This is a genomic window from Mucilaginibacter frigoritolerans (assembly GCF_007830615.1).
Taxonomy (GTDB): domain Bacteria; phylum Bacteroidota; class Bacteroidia; order Sphingobacteriales; family Sphingobacteriaceae; genus Mucilaginibacter; species Mucilaginibacter frigoritolerans.
Window position 1 is genome coordinate 179,541 of the sequence record NZ_VLLI01000006.1, and the last position, 22,022, is coordinate 201,562.

General features: G+C 38.3%; 15 protein-coding genes. 12 read left to right on the plus strand and 3 right to left on the minus strand.

The window, feature by feature from the left end; genetic code table 11:
- Nucleotides 1-4: 4 nt before the first annotated feature.
- On the minus strand, nucleotides 5-883 hold the full coding sequence (locus JN11_RS11635; protein ID WP_144912730.1) for a glycosyltransferase family protein: 879 nt from the start codon (nucleotides 881-883) through the stop codon (nucleotides 5-7).
- Nucleotides 884-1,092: 209 nt separating this feature from the next.
- Between JN11_RS11635 and meaB the strand changes: the two genes are divergently transcribed.
- On the plus strand, nucleotides 1,093-1,986 hold the full coding sequence (gene meaB / locus JN11_RS11640; RefSeq protein ID WP_144912732.1) for a methylmalonyl Co-A mutase-associated GTPase MeaB: 894 nt from the start codon (nucleotides 1,093-1,095) through the stop codon (nucleotides 1,984-1,986).
- Between the two features lie 12 nt (nucleotides 1,987-1,998).
- On the opposite strand, the gene JN11_RS11645 is transcribed toward meaB, so the two are convergent.
- Entirely contained in the window at nucleotides 1,999-3,288 is a 1,290-nt protein-coding gene (locus JN11_RS11645; protein WP_144912734.1) for an aminopeptidase P N-terminal domain-containing protein, read from the minus strand.
- 147 nt (nucleotides 3,289-3,435) lie between these two features.
- Here JN11_RS11645 and JN11_RS11650 point away from each other — a divergent pair, with 147 nt between their 5' ends.
- From JN11_RS11650 to JN11_RS11680, 8 genes are all read left to right on the plus strand, one after another.
- Nucleotides 3,436-4,785 carry an OmpA family protein gene (locus JN11_RS11650; protein WP_144912736.1) on the plus strand — a complete coding sequence of 450 codons (1,350 nt, stop codon included), beginning with the start codon at nucleotides 3,436-3,438 and terminating at the stop codon, nucleotides 4,783-4,785.
- A 181-nt stretch (nucleotides 4,786-4,966) separates the two neighbouring features.
- On the plus strand, nucleotides 4,967-6,319 hold the full coding sequence (locus tag JN11_RS11655; protein WP_144912737.1) for an OmpA family protein: 1,353 nt from the start codon (nucleotides 4,967-4,969) through the stop codon (nucleotides 6,317-6,319).
- Nucleotides 6,320-6,416: 97 nt separating this feature from the next.
- Entirely contained in the window at nucleotides 6,417-6,560 is a 144-nt protein-coding gene (locus tag JN11_RS24430) for a DUF6728 family protein (RefSeq protein WP_170227746.1), read from the plus strand.
- Nucleotides 6,561-6,636: 76 nt separating this feature from the next.
- Entirely contained in the window at nucleotides 6,637-7,017 is a 381-nt protein-coding gene (locus JN11_RS11660) for a RidA family protein (RefSeq protein WP_144912739.1), read from the plus strand.
- A 15-nt stretch (nucleotides 7,018-7,032) separates the two neighbouring features.
- Complete coding sequence (recG, locus tag JN11_RS11665; protein ID WP_144912741.1) at nucleotides 7,033-9,141, plus strand: ATP-dependent DNA helicase RecG; 2,109 nt, start codon at nucleotides 7,033-7,035, stop codon at nucleotides 9,139-9,141.
- 73 nt (nucleotides 9,142-9,214) lie between these two features.
- Nucleotides 9,215-10,591, plus strand: a complete 1,377-nt coding sequence (locus JN11_RS11670; protein WP_144912742.1) for a M20/M25/M40 family metallo-hydrolase — start codon at nucleotides 9,215-9,217, stop codon at nucleotides 10,589-10,591.
- Between the two features lie 113 nt (nucleotides 10,592-10,704).
- Complete coding sequence (locus JN11_RS11675; RefSeq protein ID WP_317131270.1) at nucleotides 10,705-11,991, plus strand: MFS transporter; 1,287 nt, start codon at nucleotides 10,705-10,707, stop codon at nucleotides 11,989-11,991.
- A 202-nt stretch (nucleotides 11,992-12,193) separates the two neighbouring features.
- Nucleotides 12,194-16,468 carry a hybrid sensor histidine kinase/response regulator gene (locus JN11_RS11680; protein WP_144912746.1) on the plus strand — a complete coding sequence of 1,425 codons (4,275 nt, stop codon included), beginning with the start codon at nucleotides 12,194-12,196 and terminating at the stop codon, nucleotides 16,466-16,468.
- A gap of 17 nt (nucleotides 16,469-16,485) precedes the next feature.
- Here JN11_RS11680 and JN11_RS11685 read toward each other — a convergent pair whose 3' ends face one another.
- The gene (locus tag JN11_RS11685) at nucleotides 16,486-17,481 is read right to left on the minus strand and encodes a polysaccharide deacetylase family protein (protein WP_144912748.1); all 996 of its coding nucleotides are present in this window, start codon (nucleotides 17,479-17,481) and stop codon (nucleotides 16,486-16,488) included.
- Nucleotides 17,482-17,612: 131 nt separating this feature from the next.
- Here JN11_RS11685 and JN11_RS11690 point away from each other — a divergent pair, with 131 nt between their 5' ends.
- The 3 genes from JN11_RS11690 (at nucleotide 17,613) to JN11_RS11700 (ending at nucleotide 21,916) form a co-directional block, all read left to right on the plus strand.
- Nucleotides 17,613-18,335 (plus strand): pyridoxine 5'-phosphate synthase, encoded by a 723-nt coding sequence (locus JN11_RS11690; RefSeq protein ID WP_144912749.1) that lies wholly within the window; start codon nucleotides 17,613-17,615, stop codon nucleotides 18,333-18,335.
- Nucleotides 18,336-18,502: 167 nt separating this feature from the next.
- Nucleotides 18,503-21,412 (plus strand): aminomethyl-transferring glycine dehydrogenase, encoded by a 2,910-nt coding sequence (gene gcvP / locus JN11_RS11695; protein ID WP_144912751.1) that lies wholly within the window; start codon nucleotides 18,503-18,505, stop codon nucleotides 21,410-21,412.
- A gap of 192 nt (nucleotides 21,413-21,604) precedes the next feature.
- Nucleotides 21,605-21,916, plus strand: a complete 312-nt coding sequence (locus tag JN11_RS11700) for an antibiotic biosynthesis monooxygenase family protein (RefSeq protein ID WP_144912753.1) — start codon at nucleotides 21,605-21,607, stop codon at nucleotides 21,914-21,916.
- Nucleotides 21,917-22,022: the final 106 nt, after the last annotated feature.

Sequence of the window (22,022 nt, forward strand, 5' to 3'; positions counted from 1 at the left end):
TTATTTATTTTACAATAATGTAATTTCTGTACTCACTAACGCGCCAGCCCGTTAAATCTTCTATTTTTTGCAATAGTTTTCGTCTCAAGGTCATTTTTTTATGCAACTGGTTTAAATCTATATTAAGGTTCCAGTTAGTGGCCGCTATTCGTTTTTGCATAACAGCCGGGTGACTTCCGGTAAAATGAATCAGCCTGTCGGCATTTTTGTAATCAAATTCAAAAGTTTCGGGCAGATTTTGCGCAAGCCATTCATCATCGTGATAAAACAAATTGAAGTTGCGCAATTTGCTTTTTAATCCGGCAGGAGGCTTTACCCAGCCATAATGGTATATATAGGCATCAATTAACTTCACTCTTACTTTACGGCCATCCCACCTGAAACCCTGCGCGTCGCGATAAGACTGTACCGCCTTATTGTTTCTCAAAATCCTGATCTCACGTCTGTACCACCTGCGCGAATGTCCATAATAATCATATGAGCCATAAAAATGCAGGTATTTAAATAATAAGCCTTCTACACCGGCATTATTTAAATTATCTTCCATCTCCTTTTTTATAAGGGGTAGATATTTTTCATGTACACACTCATCCCCCTGAATATAAAATGCCCAATCGGCATCAGGTGATATATGATTAAAAGCAATATCCGTTTGCGCGGCAAATACAGCACCGCCTTCGCGAATGCTATCATCCCATATGGTATTAACGATCTTGATTTTAGGAGAATTTATACCTTTAATAAGAGCCTCAGTTTCGTCTTCGCTATTTCCAAGTGCCACCACAAATTCATCACATATGGATAAAATGGAAGTTATGGCTTCAACCACAGGATAATCGTTTTTTACGGCATTTCTAATAAATGTAAACCCTGCAACTTTCATTTATATGATTTTTAAGTATGATCAAGCTTTTATGTTCAGGCTTCAATAATGCGTCAACCCCTCAATGAGTGAAGGAAAAGAGCATCTTTGCGCCGCAAATATAGCTTTCTAACACATTTGCCAATTATAAATAATATTTAGTGTTCATTACTTTATTGGGGCTTAAATTAAAATGTATTCTATTTTTGTTGATTAAGAAACGATCATCAATGTTAAGTAACGAGCATCCTATTCAACCACACTGTTCAGATCTGCGGTCAGTAGCCCGGGCTTTAACCATTGTGGAGAATGACTTAAAGGGTGCTGATGAACTATTGAAAAGTCTTACTTTCAAAAAAGAAATACCTGTAATTGGTATAACCGGCCCACCGGGAGCAGGTAAAAGCACACTGGTAAATTCGTTGATTGGTAAATTACTGGCAGGTAATAATAAGATAGCTGTTTTGGCTATTGATCCAACCTCCCCTTTTAATTTCGGTTCTTTACTGGGCGACAGAATAAGGATGGCGCCGCATTTTAACCATCCGGATGTTTTTATCCGCTCGTTGGCAACGCGTGGTTCATTGGGTGGCCTTTCTGCAAAAACCATTGAGATGACTGATGTTTTACGCGCTGCCGGTTTTGATTATATTTTGATTGAAACCGTTGGTGTAGGGCAATCAGAAATTGAAATTGCCGGGCTTGCTGATATTACCCTTTTGGTTTTAGTGCCCGAAAGCGGTGATGAAATTCAAAACATCAAATCGGGCTTAATGGAAATTGCTGATGCCTTTATTATAAATAAAGCAGACAGAGCAGATGCTGATTTATTTGCCAATAATTTAAAAAAGATAATAAATCAGAAAAAAGGACAAGGGCCGCCGGTATTTAAAACTGTGGCGTCAAAAAGTGAGGGGCTGGATGAAGTTGTTGATTTTTTAAAATCTGCATCGCACTTAAAAAACGACAGAAAAGCATTCTTACTGTCTGAAAAAGCATACAAATTGATCCAACACCGGAGAATGAATGATATAGATAAAAAAAAACTCCAGCAAACCATTGCCGAAGCTTCAGTTAAACCGGAGTTTAATTTATATAGTTTTTTGGAGGATTATTTTAAATAAGCTCCAACAGTATTAACTGTTCATTATTTCTTCAATGTGATCTGCTTCAACCGGGATATCAGCCATCAGGTCAATATTACCATCAGCAGTTATCAGTATATCGTTTTCAATCCTTACTGCAAAACCTTCCTCCGGAATATAAATACCTGGTTCGCAAGTTAAGATGTTACCCACCTCAAACTTTTTATACCTGCTGGCAAAATCATGCACATCAAGTCCTAAATGGTGTGAAGTACCATGCATAAAATACTTTTTATATAATGGCATTTTAGGATCTTGTTTATCAACATCACTTTTATTTAATAAACCTAAACCTATCAATTCTCCAGTCATTATTTTACCAACTTCATCATGGTAATCATTCCACACGGTACCGGCAACAAGCATTTCTGTTGCAGCATACATAACCCTTAACACTGCATTATAAACATCACGCTGGCGTTTGGTGAAACGTCCATTTACAGGAACAGTCCTGCTCATATCGGCATTATAGTTTGCGTATTCGGCGGCAAAGTCAAACAGAATAACATCTCCGTCATTACAAACCTGGTTATTATCATTATAGTGCAAACAAAGTGCATTTTTTCCAGATGCCAAAATAGGATTATAAGCATGTCCGGTAGCCCTTTGCTTTAAAAATTCGTGACTTATTTCGGCTTCAATCTCATATTCAGCTACACCTGGCTTAAGGAATTTTAATACACGTACAAAAGCGTCGCGCGTAATTTCGCAGGCTTTTTTAGTGGCCTGTATTTCGACGTCCGATTTAACTGCACGCAGGCTTCGAAGTATAGGTGCCGATCTTTCATAATGATGTAAAGGGTATTTGAGCTTTAAACTCTCAAACATTCTTAAATCACGATACGGAACGGTGTGACTGTAACGGTCATTTTCATTTGTATTAACATAAATATTTTCGGCGTAGTTAATTATAGTATGCAGTATTGTATCATATTCACTTAACCAATAAACATTTTCAATGCCTGATGTTTTTTTCGCCTCTTCTTTGGTATATTTATGTCCTTCCCAAATGGCAATATGTTCACTGGTTTGTCTTAAAAATAGTACTTCTTTGTATAGTGGATTAGGACAATCAGGAAATAATACTAATATACTTTGCTCCTGGTCAATTCCAGAAAGATAAAAAAAATCGGGGTTTTGTTTGAATAAAAAATTCTGGTCGCCATTTCGAGGAAATTCATCATTCGAATGGAAAATAGCTATAGAACAGGGTTTTAGATGAGAAATAAAATTTTTTCGGTTAAGGATAAACAACTCATTGGCAAGAGACTGATATTTCATTTAAAGCAGTTAATAATTTTTTAAAAACATTTTTTTTTATTTATTTGTATAAATATTACAAATATTGGAATAAAGTTTGGATATGGTTTCAAACATTATTACTATTTTTGAAAAAAATCACAATTAAAATTGTTTAATCTTAAAATTATGAACTATTCTACATTAAAGAAAACAGTCGTCTTTTCATTTGTTTCCTTGATGGCAGTTGGTTTCGCTTCAGCACAAACCGATACTGCTAAATCATTGAAAAAAGTGAAAACTTCTGACAGTACCTCAACACCAAAATTGTTTGGTGGTGCTGGTCAGTACAACACATGGAGCGTTGGCGTCAACGTTGGTGTAACAGCTCCTTCAGTGGCAACAGGTGGTGTTACACCATTTACCCACAACAAAGCCGAACTCGGTTATGGACTATCTGTTAGAGATCAATTAAGCCATGCATTTGGTTTACAAGCTGATTTCCATGGTGGTAAACTTGCCGGAAACGACAATGGTGGTACCTCAACTGACAGTGGTAACGGATTACCTTACTCAAGCTTTTCAACTAACTTTTATTCTGGAAGCTTAACAGGTGTTGTTGATGTTGGTAGCGTTAGCTTCCTGCACCGTAAAAATTCTGTTAATTTCTACGTATTAGGTGGTGCTGGTTTAATGTGGTATAAACCAACTGCAGTTGATCCTTCTGGAAATTCTTTCCCTTACTCTCACTACGCTAAAGAATTATTTATTCCAGTAGGTGCAGGTGTTAAATTCAAACTAACCGAGCAATTATCACTTAACCTTGGTTACACTGAAAACTTCATGGATGGATTTAATCTTGAAGCAATTCACACCAAATACCCTGCTGAAAACAAATATTCTTACGGTTATGCTGGTTTAGAGTACACTTTCGGTCCTAAATCTAAACCAAGTTTAGAATGGGTAAACCCAATTGCTCAGATGTATGACGAGTTGTATGATGCAGCTTTACGTCAGGAAGTTGAAGCTTTAAAAGGCCGTGTTGCAAATGTTGAAACTGCAGTTAGCGACCTGAAAAAAGATTCAGACGGTGACGGTGTTTCTGATCAATTTGACAAATGCCCTAACACTCCTGCAGGTACAGTTGTTGACGGTTCAGGTTGCCCTATCGTGTTCCCTAAACCAGATACTATTAAAGCTGCTACTGCTGCTGTTGCTCCTTACAGCAACATTCAGTTTGAATTTGACAGTTCAGTATTGAAAACATCTTCATACCCAGTATTAGATGCTACTTCTGCTGACTTAAGATCAAATAGCAGTGTTGTTACTTTAGCTGGCTACGCTTCATCAGAAGGTACTGCTTCTCACAACTTGCGTTTATCAAAAGACCGTGCTAACTCAGTAAAAACTTACTTAGTAAACTCTGGTGTTGACGCAAAACGTGTCAAAGTTAAAGGTTACGGTGAAACTCACCCAATTGCTGATAACTCAACTGAAGATGGTCGTATATTAAACCGTCGTGTTGAATTCCACAAATAATATTTGTAAAAAGTATTATAAAAAAACGGCTAACCAAATGGTTAGCCGTTTTTTTTTGCTCTGTTTTTTAATGATAAAATCAATGCATATTTAGCTATGGAGATTATTTAGTTTTTTTTTGTACGTTTGTTATAATACTGACATAAGCATCACAAAATAAAACCCTTAACCGCAAAATATCATGAATTGCTTTTCATTTAAGAAAACAACCATCTTATCAGTTATTCTTCTTGCGTCCGCAAGTTTGGCATCGGCACAAACCGATACAGCAAAATCCGTAAAAAAAACGACTATAGCTGATAGCTCATCCCATGCAAAATTATTTGGTGGCGCAGGGCAATACAATACCTGGAGCATTGGTGTAAATGCAGGCATAACTGCCCCTTCTGTTGCCACTGGAGGTGTTAATCCGTTTAATCATAACAAAGGAGAAATTGGGTATGGCATTTCAGTAAAAGATCAGCTTAGCCACGCTTTCGGATTACAATTGGATTTTCACGGAGGTAAACTTGCAGGTAACAATAATGGAAGTTACACAACTGATGACGTTAGTGGTGCACAATATTTAGCTTTTTCAACCAAGTTTTATTCCGGAAGCTTAAGCGGAGTAATCAACTTTGGCAATATTAGTATCCTTCATCGTAAAAGCACTATTAACTTTTACATATCTGGTGGTGCCGGTTTAGATTGGTACAAACCAACTCCAACCGGTAGCGATGGAAATTCTGTACCTTATAATAGCTACATAAAAGAATTATTTATTCCTATCGGTACAGGCGTTAAGTTCAGACTATCGCCACAAATGGATTTTAACCTTGGTTATACTGAAAACTTTGTTGACGGCTTTAACTTAACAGGCGTTCATGCTAAATATCCGTCTGAAAATAGTTACTCATATGGTTATGCCGGTTTAGAGTACACATTCGGTCCTAAATCAAAACAAAGCTTAGAGTGGGTAAACCCAGTTGCCCAAATGTATGATGAATTGTACGATGCCGAACTTCGTAAAGAAGTTGAAGTTTTGAAAGGCCGAATTGCCAATGTTGAAGCTGTTATAAGCGACCTGAAAAAAGACTCAGATGGTGATGGAGTTTCCGATCAGTTTGATAAATGCCCTAATACCCTTGCAGGTACAGTTGTTGATGGTTCAGGTTGCCCTATTATTTTCCCTAAACGCGATACAGTAGTTATTGGTGCCGCGCCTAAAGTTGCGCCTTACGGAAACATTCAGTTTGAATTTGACAGCTCTGTACTAAAAACTGCTTCATACCCAGTATTAGACGCAACTGCCGCTGATTTAAAAGCAAACAGCAGTGAGGTTACATTAGCAGGCTATGCTTCATCAGAAGGAACCGCGGCCCACAACATCCGCCTTTCGAAAGATCGCGCTAACTCCGTAAAAACCTACCTGGTAAACTCAGGTGTTGATGCTAAGCGTTTAAAAGTCAAAGGATACGGTGAAACTCATCCAATTGCTGATAACTCAACTGAAGACGGTCGTATATTAAACCGCCGTGTTGAATTCCACAAATAATATTACAACAATGTAAAATTGAAAAAGGCTTACCATGGTGAGCCTTTTTCAATTTTATAGCTTATTATTCAGTAAAAATTTTCAGTAAATTTGCTACATGTATTTTTTCAGAAAAAAAGATCCAAACAGGCCTACCAGCTTTAATCTTAAAGTAATGCATACCATTAATGCTATTGCTATTACTGTATTTCTGCTTGGCATTATCTGGAAACTAATTCAATGGTTTATATTAAAAAAGTAAATCAAATCCTTAATCTATTTTATCATTCAAAAAGCAAACCGTGCTATTGCATATTTGCGCCAAAAACAATTAGCTCATGAAGACTGTAGTTTATACCCAAAATGCTCCCGAACCAATAGGTCCATATAGCCAAGCCATAATTGCTGGAAATTTTGTTTTCGCTTCCGGGCAAATAGCTATCAATCCGGCAACAGGCAACCTGGTACTGGATGATATTAAGGCAGAAACCAAACAGGTAATGGAAAACATTAAAGCTATACTTATCACAGCAGGTATTGACTTTGGCCATATTATAAAAACCACCATATTTTTAATGGATATGCAAAACTTTGCACAGGTAAATGAAATTTATGGCACCTATTTTAAAGGAGATTTCCCTGCACGTGAAACGGTACAGGTTGCGGGCCTCCCTAAAGGTGTAAATGTTGAGATATCCATTACTGCAATTAAACCCTGATTATATCTGTAAAAATTGAACAGCCAGGTATTTCAAACTCCTATTGAATATTTAAAGGGTGTTGGTGTAAGTCGCGCCGATGTTCTGAAAAAAGAACTGCAGATATTTAATTTTGAGGATCTGCTACGTCATTTCCCGTTTAAATATATCGACCGTACCCGGTTTTATAAAGTAAGGGATATTAATGCCGATATGCCTTATGTACAGATGCTTGCCCGCCTCACCCAAAAAGAAATTATTGGCGAGAAACATACTAAACGTTTAGTTGCGCAAGCACATGATGATACCGGAGCCATTGAATTGGTATGGTTTCAGGGTGTTAAGTGGATTGAAAAAGCATTAATCCCAGGTAAAGTTTATGTATTGTTTGGCAAACCTGGCTTTTTCAATGGAAAGGCCCAGATGGCCCATCCCGAGATGGAACTTTATTCGACAGAGGTACAACAGCGTAAAGGGAATTTGACGCTACAGCCTGCTTACAGTTCAACGGAAAAATTAAAACAGTTTTCGTTAGATAGTAAAGGCATCCAAAAACTGGTGGCCATTTTACTGGAACAGCAATTAAAAGATATCCACGAAAACCTGCCATTATACCTGATTAATCGCTTTAAGTTGATTGACCTGGCTAATGCATATCGTAACATTCATTTTCCTGAAGATGCAACAAAGCTTACTGAAGCAATACACCGGCTAAAATTTGAAGAATTGTTTTTTCTGCAATTCAGGCTATTGCGAAATAAATTACTGCACACCCAAAAGTTTAAAGGAAACATTTTTGGAACTGTTGGTGAACTGTTTAACCAGTTTTACCATGAAAAACTCCCATTCCCTTTAACCAATGCCCAAAAAAGAGTTTTAAAGGAAATAAGACTAGATACACAACGCGGCGTGCAAATGAACCGTTTGTTGCAGGGTGATGTTGGTAGCGGGAAAACAGTTGTGGCTTTAATGAGCATGCTGATAGCCATTGATAATGGTTTCCAGGCCTGCATAATGGCACCTACAGAAATATTGGCCAATCAACATTATCAAACCATAAAAGAGTTGGTTGGTGATGATTTTATTGAAGTTGGTTTGCTAACTGGTTCAACCCCGCAAAAAGCACGCAAGGTTTTACACGAAAAGCTTGAAAACGGACAGCTTAAAATACTGATAGGCACTCATGCACTTATCGAAGACAAGGTGCAATATAAAAACCTGGGCTTTGTAGTTATTGATGAGCAGCATCGTTTCGGCGTGGAGCAAAGAGCTAGATTGTGGCGAAAAAATATTATTCCACCACACATATTGGTGATGACGGCCACCCCTATTCCCCGTACCCTGGCCATGACCCTGTACGGCGACCTGGATATTTCTATAATTGATGAATTACCGGCAGGTCGTAAGCCTATCCAAACGGTTCATTATTATGACACTCAGCGTTTGCGCATGTTTGGTTTCATGAAGCAGGAAATCGCCAAAGGGCGCCAGGTTTATGTGGTTTATCCATTAATACAGGAAAGCGAAAAACTCGACCTTAAGAACCTGATGGATGGCATTGAAGTAATGTCCCGTGAATTTCCATTACCTGATTACCGGCTAAGCATTGTGCACGGTAAAATGAAGGCTGCCGATAAACAGGTAGAAATGGACCGTTTTATAAAAGGCGAAACGCAAATTATGGTTGCCACCACCGTGATCGAAGTGGGGGTAAATGTTCCAAATGCATCCATCATGATCATCGAAAATTCGGAGCGCTTTGGCTTGTCACAATTACACCAGTTAAGGGGACGGGTAGGCCGTGGTGCAGAGCAATCTTTTTGTATTTTAATGAGCAGCCATAAACTAAGCCGGGATGGCAAAATAAGGCTTGATACTATGGTAAAAACCAATAACGGTTTTGAAATTGCCGAAACAGACTTACAATTGCGCGGACCGGGTAATATTGAAGGAACCCAACAAAGCGGGGTGCTCGATTTAAAAGTAGCCAATATTGCCACAGATCAGGAGCTTTTAATAAGCGTGCGCAAATGTGTTGAGGGTATATTTGAAAAAGATCCGCAACTTACCCTTCCCGAAAACCAGATACTCCATCAGACACTGCAGGTAAAGGGGCAGGGATTAAGCTGGAATAAAATATCATAAATTAAAAGTTGAGTGTTTAGGCATAGGGATATTTTGTTGCAGAGTATTACATTTGCTTAAACTGATCTCAATAATGAAATTAAAACTTTTACTATCCTTTTCCATCCTGCTTACAGCTTCAATTTCGCAAGCACAGGATTCATTAACTATCCGAAAAATTTATGATGAAGCGCTGGTTAACGGCCAGGCTTATGACAACCTGCATTATTTGTGCAAAAATATCGGCCAGAGAATCAGCGGATCTGCCAATGCTCAAAAGGCTGTTGACTGGAGCAAAAAACTAATGGACAGCTACGGCTTTGATCATGTTTTTTTGCAGGAAGTTATGGTACCCCATTGGGTTCGCGGCGATAAAGAAGTTGCCAAAATTATTGATGGCGACAAAGAAATCGCTGTGCCTATTGTTGCCTTAGGTATGTCGGTCGCCACTCCAAAAGAAGGCATTACTGCCGAAGTAATTGAAGTACAGAGTTTAGCAGAACTAAAAACTCTTGGCGAAAGTGTTATAAAAGGCAAAATTGTATTTTTTAACAGGCCATTTGATCCCCGTTTTATTGAAACAGGCAGAGCTTACGGAACAGCCGGCGACCAGCGTTTTGCCGGGCCTGCTGAAGCTGCTAAATATGGCGCAGTGGGTGCTATTGTAAGATCACTTACCGAAATTATTGATGACTATCCACATACTGGTACTACACGTTATGGTGATATAAAAATACCGGCAGCAGCTATCTCAACCAAAGGAGCCAACCTGCTAAGCAGCATGTTAAAATTGAAGAAGCTTCCTGCTGTTAAGTTTTACTTTAAACAAAACTGTGAGCAATTGCCTGATGTGCTTTCATACAACGTGATCGCTGAGTTAAAAGGAACTGAAAACCCTAATAAATTCATTACTGTTGGTGGTCACCTGGATTCCTGGGATTTGGCTGAAGGTGCTAATGACGATGGCACCGGTGTGATGCAATCACTTGAAGTTTTACGTATTTTAAAAACTATAGGCTATCACCCCAAAAACTCGATAAGAGCAGTATTTTTCATGAACGAAGAAAACGGAGATAAGGGTGGTGAAAAATATGCAGAACTTGCTGCAAAAAATAAAGAAGAGCATATTGCTGCAATTGAAACGGATGAAGGTGGCTTTACCCCTCGCGGTTTTGGCTTTACCGGATTATCGGCAGCCGCATTAAAAAACGTTAAACAAAATTGGAAACCTTTACTGGAACCTTATGATGCCGACAAATTAATAGCCGGAGGTGGGGGAACTGATATTGAACCTTTAAGAACAGCAGTACCATCTATAATACTTATTGGTTACTTACCTGATTCACAACGCTATTTCGATTTACATCATACCGCAAAAGATGTATTTGAAAATGTAAATAAACGCGAGCTTGAGCTGGGATCAGCAGCAATGGCCTCGCTGATTTATTTGATTGACCAGCATGGTTTTTAATTAAAGCCCATTACCGATACCTGCAGTGTAATTGCAAAATTACCAGCAGGTATCATTTTTTATGTCCATTCGTAAATTACAAATTGTAAATTCGCCAACTTAAACATCTAATAGTGTCAGAAGAAGGAGACAGTTTACCTATAAAAGATTCTTTTGCTGCATTGCGATACAAAGATTTTCGCTCCTACCTTGGGATGCGTTTCTTTTTTACTTTCGCTTATCAAATGCAGGCCGTAATTATCGGTTTTTATATTTATCAGCTTACTAAAAGTGCTTTTGCATTGGGTATGGTAGGCCTTTGCGAGGCTATTCCGGCTATAGGAATCGCCCTATACGGTGGCTATGTGGCCGATAAATCTGAAAAAAGAAAAATGCTCCTCATTATTTCGGGATTGGTAATGTTTGCATCGTTAGTTATGTTTTTTGTTACAATGAAAAGCATGAACGTGTATATTCATAAAGACTGGATAGTGCCTATTATTTATTTGATGATATTTTTAAATGGATTGGCGCGTGCATTTTATGGACCGGCTACATTTACCATATATGCGCATAGCATTCCAAAAGAAATCTATCCAAATGGAAGTACCTGGAGCAGTTCGAGCTGGCAAGTTGCCTCTATATTGGGGCCTGCTGCGGGTGGTTTAATTTATGGCTTTTATGGCATAACAGCTGCTTTTAGTGTTATATTATTTTTTCTGCTATTATCCATAGTACTTATATACCTTTTAAGATCTTATCCTCCTGTTTACATTCCGAAGGAAAGTATCTGGAAGAGCTTATCGGAAGGGATAGATTTTGTGTTTAAAAGCAAAATGCTAATTTGGGCTATGAGTCTCGATCTATTTTCTGTGTTCTTTGGTGGCGCAGTTGCACTATTACCAGTTTTTGCTAATGATATTTTGAAAGTAGGATCTGAAGGACTAGGAGTAATGCGGGCAACTTCATCATTAGGTGCAGTATTAACCATGTTGGCTATGGCAAAATTCTCGCCTATGGGTAAACCATGGCGCAATTTATTAATAGCAGTTACCGGCTTCGGCTTATCTATTATTTGCTTTGGACTTTCCAGAAGCTTTTATCTTTCGCTCATCTTTTTATTTACCGAGGGCGCATTTGACAGCGTAAGTGTAATTATCCGCGGCACTATTATGCAGCTTTTAACGCCCGATCATATGCGGGGTCGCGTATCGGCCGTAAATTCCATGTTTATTGGCTCATCAAATGAAATCGGTGCCTTTGAATCAGGTACGGCAGCTAAACTTTTAGGCACTGTGCCGTCAGTTATTTTTGGAGGAAGTATGACGCTGGTTATTGTAACCGTTACCTATCTGAAAACAAAGAAGCTCATTCCCCTATCGCTCAACCAAATTCAAACGCCTAACGAGGTTATCGCCTAGTTATTCACACTTTTCTTGTTATTTTATAGGGTAATATTACATAAATATCTCCCTATATTCCTGTGTGTTTTATAGTTACATAACCTTTATAATACAACAATCGTAGAAGGTTACATTCAACACTAAATAATATTATCATATTATTAAACCTAATATTATTTTATCGCCTGAATTTTCTATAAAGTATTTTTAAAAACTATTGATGATAAACCCTAAGTTTAACCCATTAAAGATACCCCTGTATGTATTGTGCTGCATTTTATTCCTGGCAACTTCCGCTGCTTCAGGTCAAAATAAGGTGGTGAAATTTTCATCACTTACTATTGATAACGGGCTTTCGCAAAGCGATGTAAAATGTGTTATTAAAGACCGTTTAGGATTTATGTGGTTTGCAACCGATGATGGCTTAAACCGCTATGATGGTTATTCTTTTACTATTTACAGGCACCATGCTGAAGACAAACATTCTTTACCATCAAATAATATTACTGTAATTTTTGAAGACAAAGCCGGCAATATTTGGATCGGCAGCAATGGTGGCTTAAGTTTATACAACCAGGAAACTGATTCATTTAACAACTTTACCAGTTGTAAAACGGATGATCACTCCTTATCAAATAATGACGTAAACTCTATTTTCCAGGACAAAGAAGGTAATATATGGGTGGGTGCTTATTCGGGCCTTAATCTGCTCGACATAAAAAATAAAACTTTTAAAAGATTCTTCTTCGCCAAAAACAGAGAGGATTTACCCGAACATCATATTTTTTCCATAGTCCAGGATAATGAAAGCAATATATGGTTAGGTACAGGAAACGGGTTATTAATATTTAATTATAAAACAGGTTTTACTAAAACTTATGATAACAAAGATGCCGTTGGACTAAGTGATGCCCCTGTTAATAAACTTTTAAAAAATCAGGATGGTAACCTCTACATAGGTTCGGCCGGAAATGGGCTTTATTATTTAAATTTAAAAAGTCATACTTTCACTAGTTTCCGTCATCAGTTACAAAACAAATGGTCTATCACCAATAATAACGTATTTACCCTGGCAACGGCGGGTAACCATAATATTTGGATAGGTACGGAAGATGGGCTTGACTTATTTAATGAGAGTACCAGCACATTTACCCATTATATTAATGACGACAGGCTAAATATCGATCAGAATAATTCAATAGGATGTATTTATGAAAGCAGTGGAATTTTATGGGTAGGGACTTATGATTCCGGCGTAAAATATTATGATTCCAATTTATCGTCATTTGAATATTATTATAAATTTTCAAATGATGCCAGGAGTTTAAGCAATAATATCGTTACTTCATTTGCACAAACAGACAAAGGTTATTGGATTGGAACTGATGGTGGAGGATTAAATTTCTTTAATCAAAACACCAGATTATTTACTCATTATAGCCCCAACACCCGAAACAAAAACACAATCAGTGGCAATCACATCTTAAAATTATTACAGGACAATCAAAAAAATTTATGGGTTGGTTATTATGATGCAGGTCTGGACTTACTGAACAGTAAAACGCAAAAAATAGCTCATTTTGCTACAGGCAATAACCCCAATCAAATAAGTGGCGATATTGTTTTTGCCATTGAGCAGGATAAACATAATGATATTTGGGTAGGCATGGATAACGAAGGCATAAATGTTATCCATCAATCAAAAGTAATAAAACGATACAAATACGACCCACAAGACACACTTAACTGCTTAACTAACAATGACGTAAGGACCATTTATAAAGACCGGGAAGGCAATATATGGATTGGCACGTTTGCCGGATTAAATTTATACAACCCAGAACAGGATAACTTTATTCATTTTAAAACATACAATAGCGGTATTACCAGCAACATTGTTATTTCGATATTTGAAGATAGTAAAAGAAATATATGGGTAGGAACATTGGATGGCGGCCTGAATTTGTTTGATCGTCAGAAAAAAACTTTTTCAGCATATAAATTTCCAACAGGCTCAGGATACTCCATAATTAACAGTATTACTGAAGATGCCGAGGGCTTTATATGGATAGGCACAAACCAGGGTCTTATCAGTTTTAAGGCCGATGCGCACGAATTACGGAAATTCACAGTAGCCAACAACTTACAAGGGTATGAATTTTTTATGGGAGCTGTTTTAAAAAACGATAATGACCAACTATTTTTTGGCGGTCATAATGGCTTTAATATCATTGACCCACAACACCTTTCTATAAATGAGCAAAATCACCCGGTAGTATTTACAGATTTCCAGCTGTTTAACAAAAAGGTGCCCGTTGGTGAAAACTCGGTTCTTAAAACGGCCATTACTGAAACTAAGGTTATCCGGTTAGCTTATTCACAATCAGTATTTACCATTGGGTTTAGCTCTCTTAATTATACTTTACCAGGTACAAATTCATACGCATATAAACTGGAAGGTTTTGAAAAAGATTGGAACTATGTAGGCACGCAAAGAAAAGCTACCTATACTAATCTGTATCCAGGCACCTACACTTTTAAAGTTAAAGCAGCTAATAACGATGGCATTTGGAATACTGCGCCTTCGAGCATAAAAATTATTATTGTACCACCCTTCTGGATGGCATGGTGGTTTCGGGTTATTTTAATTGCTACAGGTATAATTGCCATGTTCAGTTATAACCGTTATCGTATTTACGCCATAAAAAAACGACAAAAAGAGCTTAAAAAACTGGTTAAAGAACAAACAGCAGAAGTTGTTAAACAATCAGAAGAACTACAATCACAATCGGAGGAATTACAATCATTAAACGAGGAACTACAGGCACAATCGGAAGAATTACAATCGCAGTCAGACCATTTGCAGGAATTAAATATTGAGCTGGAAGAGCAAAAGGAGCACGAATTGGAAGCCCGCAAGGAAGCTGAAAAGGCAAATAAAGCCAAAAGTGTTTTCCTGGCTACCATGAGTCATGAAATAAGAACGCCTATGAATGGTGTGTTAGGAATGACCTCATTGCTTTTTGAAACACCATTAAATGATGAACAGCGTGAATATGCAGAAATTATACGGGTTAGTGGTGAAAACCTGCTAAACGTGATCAATGACATACTCGACTTTTCAAAAATTGAGTCGGGACAGATGGAGCTTGATCATCATGGTTTTGACCTGCGTCAGTGTATTGAAGATGTGCTGGATATTTTTTCGGAGGCCGCCGCTAAAAAGCAACTCGATCTTTTATATAAAATTGATCCCAATTTGCCAGCTCAATTGGTAGGCGACAAATTACGCATCAGGCAAATTTTACTAAACCTGATAAGCAACGCAATAAAATTCACCAGCAAAGGGCAAATCTTAATTGAAGTTGACTTACTGGAAAAAGCAGATAGTAATATTGATGTTGGCTTTAAGATAAAAGATACAGGTATTGGAATACCAGCCAACAAGTTAAAGCGCTTATTTAAAGCATTTTCACAGGTAGATGCATCTACAACGCGTAAACACGGAGGCACAGGATTGGGTCTGGTAATATGCGAACGTTTAATTGAATTAATGGATGGTCAAATTTCTATCGAAAGTGAACATGGAAGCGGCACAACAGTTATATTTAACATTAAAAGCAGTACCGACAACCCATCAGCATACAATGGTATATTTTGCGATATAACCGGTGCTGAGCACAAAAAGATATTGCTTATTGATCATAATTTAACTGCCCTTCATATTTTGCAGGATCAACTTAATCAATGGAAACTAAAATCTGAAATTGCTTTAACTGCTTTTGATGCATTAAAATACCTGACGCAAGAAAAATTTCATCTGGTAATTACCGGCGCCAATATTCCAGGAACAGATACGCTGGAATTAACACAGGCTATTAAAAATATTGATAAAGAATTACCCATTATATTATTGTGTTCGGTGCTTGAGAAAATAAAAAACAAAAGTATCGCCGATAAAATATTACTTAAACCGGTAAAGCAACAACAGCTGTGTAACGTTATCCAGGTAGAGCTTAAAAACAATCAAATTACCATCCCAGAAAAAACATCCGTTGCTCTGCTATCTGAAGAATTTGCGCAGAAATATCCGATGAGTGTTTTAATCGCGGAAGATAATCCAATTAACCAAAAACTAATCTTAAAAATAGTTTCAAAACTGGGCTATTCTCCAAGGATAGTTAATAATGGAAGCCAGGCAATTGATGTTATCAGTACAACTTTTTTTGATGTTATTTTGATGGATGTTCAGATGCCAGAATTGGACGGTTTGGAAACAACCAGGATTATCCGCAAAAGCAATATAGCACAGCCTTATATCATAGCACTTACCGCCAGTGCCATGACAGAGGATAAAATTGATTGCCTAGATGCGGGTATGAACAATTTCATATCAAAACCACTCAATATTAAAGAGCTGGTTGCCGCATTAGAAAAATCATTCCATGCAAAAGAAGTTACTAAGCTAAATGGCCAACTTGGCCAACTCGAGTAATCCGAAGCTTGTTAGGATTAATGTACCTTGGAACTATCGCTTTCAAACTCTTCATCAACACTTTCTCTTAAATCGTACAAGAGCCATTGTTTTTTAGCAATTGATTGAGTTTTTGATTTAAGCAGGTTAATAAAATCATTTACCCCAACTGGCTCATTTCCATTAGCATGAATCAAAACAATACTTCCGGGTTGTGATGCTTGCCCTTTGGCTAACCAGGCATCCGTACCAATTGGGATCAATCCAAAATTGGTTATCTTGTATACCAATTGCTGATCAGAAACCAAACCTGGAAACCTAAAAAATATAGAAGGAAGCAAGCCATTTTTAAGCATGGCTTTTTCCGTTTCCAATACTTCATAATTAATATCGGTACCTGCTTCCAGTAAAAAATTTTCTTTTAGCGGCAGTTTAGCACTTACCCGGTGATTGTATGAATGATTGATCCAGGTAATATAAATTTCATGCTCTTTCTGTAATTGCTTTAACCATTGGAGATCGTTCTGATGCTGACGCATCCATACCCCGGTGATGGATAATGCTACCGGTACCGGAGTTTCTACTTTTTGAAATTGCTGATAAATATCGGTAAAAATAACCCTGTCCAAAGGACGGTGCGACGGACAAAGATCAGCTGTTAGACTTATACCTGTTTCTTTAGGTAGTCCACTTTCAATACCTGCATCCTGGATGTTTTTTGATTGTTTTTCGGCCCTATCAATAGCTTTAATATAAGGTGTGTTTCTGAAATAAGCCCTTGCAACTGCATAAGTCATGGATTTTACTTCATAAAAGCCAGCTTCATCAATCTTAGTTTCCAGCGTTTGAGGGTTAACCAGGAAAAGGTAGCTTTTCCCACTATTTTCAAACTGACGGATAATCATCCAGTCCTGTGGGAAATGGTGAGCCCACCCATAGTAAACTTTATAATTACTTATATTTAAATAATTGGTTTGTGCCTTAGCTATTATTGTTGAACCGATTAATAAAATAAATAGGCAGAGTTGTTTCATTTTTGATGCAAGATGTTCGATTTCGAAATTAGTATATTAAGTTTGCAATGAGGATTATGTTTGAAAAATTTAATAACTCAAGAAATTTTCAAATCAAATCCGAAATTGAACATCCGTAATCCGTAATCAACATGACCCGTTTATCTGTCAACATCAATAAAATAGCGACGCTTCGCAATTCACGTGGCGGCAATAATCCCGATCTGATACAAGTAGCCAAAGACTGTGAGCGTTTTGGCGCGCAGGGCATTACCGTACACCCCCGCCCCGATGAAAGACACATCCGGTATAATGATGTTTTCGAATTAAAAAAGATAGTAACTACCGAATTTAATATTGAAGGTAATTGCCAGGAACAAAAGTTTATTGATTTGGTTTTAGCCAACAAACCTGAGCAGGTAACTTTGGTGCCTGATGTTTTAGGGCAAATTACATCCAACCATGGCTGGGATACTATTATCAACCAGCATTATTTACAGGATATGATTGCAGTATTTAAACAAGCAGGCATCAGGGTTTCTATTTTTGTTGATCCGATTGCTAAAATGGTGGAAGCAGCTGCCACTACTGGTACAGATCGCATAGAGCTCTATACCGAGGCATATGCACATCATTATAACCAGGGCAGAGAACTGGCCATTGCCCCTTACATACAGGCAGCAGAAGTTGCTCAAAAAAACGGGTTAGGAATTAATGCCGGGCACGATCTTGACCTTCAAAACCTGAAATATTTTGCTGAAAACATTCAGGGACTTGATGAAGTAAGTATAGGCCATGCATTAATAAGCGATGCTTTATATTACGGTCTGGAAAATACTATACAAATGTATTTGAAGCAGTTGGCTATTAATTAACTAACTTTCTTAATATCTTTATTTTACAAGCATAAACAAGGTATTGAACTTTCAAAAAAAATGGTTTACTATTTTTCTATGTAAAACCATTGTCACTATCAGGTTAACAATTGATACTCAAAAGGTAAAAGTGTACCTTTGCAAAAAATTGAAGGGACACAAATTTGATGAAGCTGAATATCGATTATCAGGAAAAATTTCAGGAGCGGCATATCGCGCCAAATGAGGCAGATACCGCGCAAATGTTAAAAACAATCGGCGTGAACTCATTGACTGATTTAATCGGTCAAACGGTTCCGCAAAAAATCAGGCTAAAAGCCCCGCTTAACCTGCCACCCGCAAAAAGCGAGTTTGATTACCTGAATACCTTAAAGCAGACTGCATCAAAAAACAAGGTATTTAAATCTTTTATAGGCCAGGGCTATTATGACGTAATAGTACCGGGTGTTATTCAAAGAAACATCCTTGAAAATCCCGGATGGTATACACAATATACCCCATATCAAGCCGAGATTGCACAGGGCCGTCTGCAAGCCTTGTTAAATTTCCAAACTATGGTAATTGATCTTACCGGTATGGAAATCGCCAATGCATCACTACTGGACGAAGGTACTGCTGCTGCTGAGGCTATGTTTATGCAATACAGTCTGCGTAAAAATCAAAGTGCAAATGTATTCTTTGTATCTGAAGACATATTTCCACAAACCATTGATATTTTAAAAACCCGCGCGCAACCTTACGGTATCGAATTGCAAATTGGCAATCACAACACTGTCGAATTAACCGACAACATGTTTGGCGCCATTGTTCAGTACCCTGCTGGTAACGGCGTGGTTTATAATTATACTAGTTTTGCTGCAAGTGCACACGAAAAAAGCATTAAACTAACCGTTGTTGCCGATTTAATGAGCCTTGTGCTTTTAACCCCTCCGGGTGAGTGGGGTGCCGATATTGTAGTAGGCACCAGTCAGCGTTTTGGCGTACCAATGGGCTTTGGCGGTCCTCATGCTGCATTTTTTGCAACTAAAGAAGAATATAAACGCTCAATCCCGGGTCGTATTATTGGGGTCACTATTGACAGTGCAGGTAATTATGCCCTGCGCATGGCTTTGCAAACCCGCGAGCAACACATCCGCAGAGATAAAGCAACTTCAAATATTTGTACAGCGCAAGCATTACTGGCTATTATGGCTGGTATGTATGCCGTTTACCATGGCCCTACAGGTATTAAATTAATTGCCGAAAGAATTCACGGTCTTGGTATACTGCTTTCTAAATCATTAAAACAATTAGGCTACGAGCAACTAAACGAAGCTTATTTCGATACCGTTAAGTTTGATTTGGGGAATTTAGTTGGCCCGATACATTCCGAAGCACTTAACAATGAAATGAACTTCCACTACAAAGGCTCGGAAGTTACCATTTCTATCGACGAAACTACTTCAGCAGAAGATATCAAAACCATTGTTCGCTTCTTTGCCAAAGTAAAGGGCAAAACACTGAACGATGTAAGCTTTGATGAGTTAAAAGAAAATATTGAAACAGTTATCCCAGCTGAACTGCAACGTAAATCGGCTTATTTAACGCATGCTTTATTCAACACGCATCATTCAGAGCATGAGATGCTGCGTTATATCAAATCATTAGAAGCAAAAGACTTATCCCTTTGCCACTCTATGATTGCTTTAGGATCGTGTACAATGAAACTAAATGCTACTACTGAAATGGTACCGGTTACCTGGGCTGAGTTTAGCAAGATCCATCCTTTTGCACCAACCGACCAGGTTGGCGGCTATATGCAAATATTTGATGAACTGAATAACTGGCTTAGCGAAATCACCGGCTTTGCAGCCATGAGCTTACAGCCAAACGCTGGTGCACAAGGCGAATACGCCGGATTAATGGTTATCCGCGCTTATCATAAAGACAGAGGCGATGACCACCGTAATATTGCTTTGATCCCATCATCTGCACATGGTACCAACCCTGCTTCAGCGGCAATGGCTGGTATGAAGATAGTAGTAGTTAGATGCGATGATAACGGAAACATTGATGTTGCTGACCTGAAAGCAAAAGCTGAACAGTATAAAAATGAGCTTTCATGTTTAATGGTAACTTACCCGTCAACCCATGGTGTGTTTGAAGAATCAATCATTGAAATCTGCGAGATTATCCATGAAAATGGCGGCCAGGTTTATATGGATGGCGCTAACATGAATGCACAGGTTGGTTTAACCAGCCCTGCCAATATCGGTGCCGATGTTTGCCACCTCAATCTGCATAAAACATTCTGCATTCCGCATGGTGGTGGTGGCCCGGGTATGGGACCAATCGGCGTAGCTAAACACCTGGTTCCGTTTTTACCGGGACATGCGGTAGTTGATATTGATAAAGGTAAGTCTATCCATGCAGTGTCATCAGCACCTTGGGGATCTGCATCAATCCTGATCATCTCTCATGCTTATATTGCTATGATGGGTGCCGAAGGTTTAACCAATGCAACACGCTATGCTATATTAAACGCCAACTATATTAAGGCCCGTTTAGAACACCACTACCCTGTACTGTACACCGGCGCTAATAACCGTTGTGCGCACGAAATGATATTAGATTGCCGCTCATTTAAAAACTTCGGTATTGAGGTTACCGATATTGCTAAACGTTTAATGGATTATGGTTTCCATGCGCCAACTGTATCGTTCCCGGTTGCCGGAACAGTAATGGTTGAGCCTACAGAATCAGAGCCTAAACATGAGCTGGATCGTTTTTGTGATGCGATGATCAGCATCCGTCATGAAATTGATCATGTAGAAAAAGGCATTTTGGATAAAACAGATAACCCGCTTAAAAATGCACCGCATACTGCGGCAGTTATTACTGCCAATGAATGGGAGCATCCATACAGCAGGCAAAAAGCAGCTTTCCCGCTGCCTTATGTAGCTGCATACAAATTCTGGCCATCGGTTGGTCGTGTTAACGATACTTATGGCGACAGAACGCTGATCTGCTCTTGCCCACCGTTAACAGATTACGAATTTGAAGAAAGCGAAGTAACTACTCCAGAATTCGGGACGTGAAATTGATGTGCTGATGTGTGGATGTGCTGATAAAAAACTAAGCTTCCACAAGCTATTATAGTTTTCCATAAAAAAGGCTCCCGCAAAGGAGCCTTTTTTATGAGATTTAAATATAAAATTAGGCCTCAACTTCTGAACACAATCAATATCGTTTTATAAATTCGCACAGCCGCATATTTACATATTAATTATATGATAGCAAACACCCCACCTACCCCCTATTACGCCGTTATTTTCACCTCGCTCCGTACAGAAGGAGACAATGGCTATAATGTTATGTCTGATGCGATGGACGAACTGGCCAAAAAGCAACCCGGATACTTAGGTATTGAATCGGCCCGTGACGGATTGGGTATTACCGTTTCTTACTGGCGCTCGCTGGAGGACATCAAAAACTGGAAAGCCAATACCAGTCATCAGTTTGCTCAAAAAACTGGTCGTGAAAAATGGTATGAGGATTTTAAGGTAAGAATCTGTAAAGTGGAACGGGACTACAGTTTGTAGTTTATTGGTTCATTTAGCATCATCTTCCAAATTTTCACCGCTAAAAAACGGGGGCTCACCGACTTGTTTTTAGAGCTAACCTAATTGGCGTTGTCATTTTTTTAAT

What these genes read in the sequence shown, in the direction of transcription:
- JN11_RS11650 (WP_144912736.1), top strand. Translation starts at nt 3,436, where the DNA reads ATGAACTATTCTACATTAAAGAAAACAGTCGTCTTTTCATTTGTTTCC.
- JN11_RS11685 (WP_144912748.1), bottom strand. Translation starts at nt 17,481, where the DNA reads ATGAAACAACTCTGCCTATTTATTTTATTAATCGGTTCAACAATAATA.
- JN11_RS11680 (WP_144912746.1), top strand. Translation starts at nt 12,194, where the DNA reads ATGATAAACCCTAAGTTTAACCCATTAAAGATACCCCTGTATGTATTG.
- JN11_RS11635 (WP_144912730.1), bottom strand. Translation starts at nt 883, where the DNA reads ATGAAAGTTGCAGGGTTTACATTTATTAGAAATGCCGTAAAAAACGAT.
- JN11_RS11670 (WP_144912742.1), top strand. Translation starts at nt 9,215, where the DNA reads ATGAAATTAAAACTTTTACTATCCTTTTCCATCCTGCTTACAGCTTCA.
- meaB (WP_144912732.1), top strand. Translation starts at nt 1,093, where the DNA reads ATGTTAAGTAACGAGCATCCTATTCAACCACACTGTTCAGATCTGCGG.
- JN11_RS11645 (WP_144912734.1), bottom strand. Translation starts at nt 3,288, where the DNA reads ATGAAATATCAGTCTCTTGCCAATGAGTTGTTTATCCTTAACCGAAAA.
- JN11_RS11690 (WP_144912749.1), top strand. Translation starts at nt 17,613, where the DNA reads ATGACCCGTTTATCTGTCAACATCAATAAAATAGCGACGCTTCGCAAT.
- JN11_RS11655 (WP_144912737.1), top strand. Translation starts at nt 4,967, where the DNA reads ATGAATTGCTTTTCATTTAAGAAAACAACCATCTTATCAGTTATTCTT.
- JN11_RS11660 (WP_144912739.1), top strand. Translation starts at nt 6,637, where the DNA reads ATGAAGACTGTAGTTTATACCCAAAATGCTCCCGAACCAATAGGTCCA.
- gcvP (WP_144912751.1), top strand. Translation starts at nt 18,503, where the DNA reads ATGAAGCTGAATATCGATTATCAGGAAAAATTTCAGGAGCGGCATATC.
- JN11_RS24430 (WP_170227746.1), top strand. Translation starts at nt 6,417, where the DNA reads ATGTATTTTTTCAGAAAAAAAGATCCAAACAGGCCTACCAGCTTTAAT.
- JN11_RS11700 (WP_144912753.1), top strand. Translation starts at nt 21,605, where the DNA reads ATGATAGCAAACACCCCACCTACCCCCTATTACGCCGTTATTTTCACC.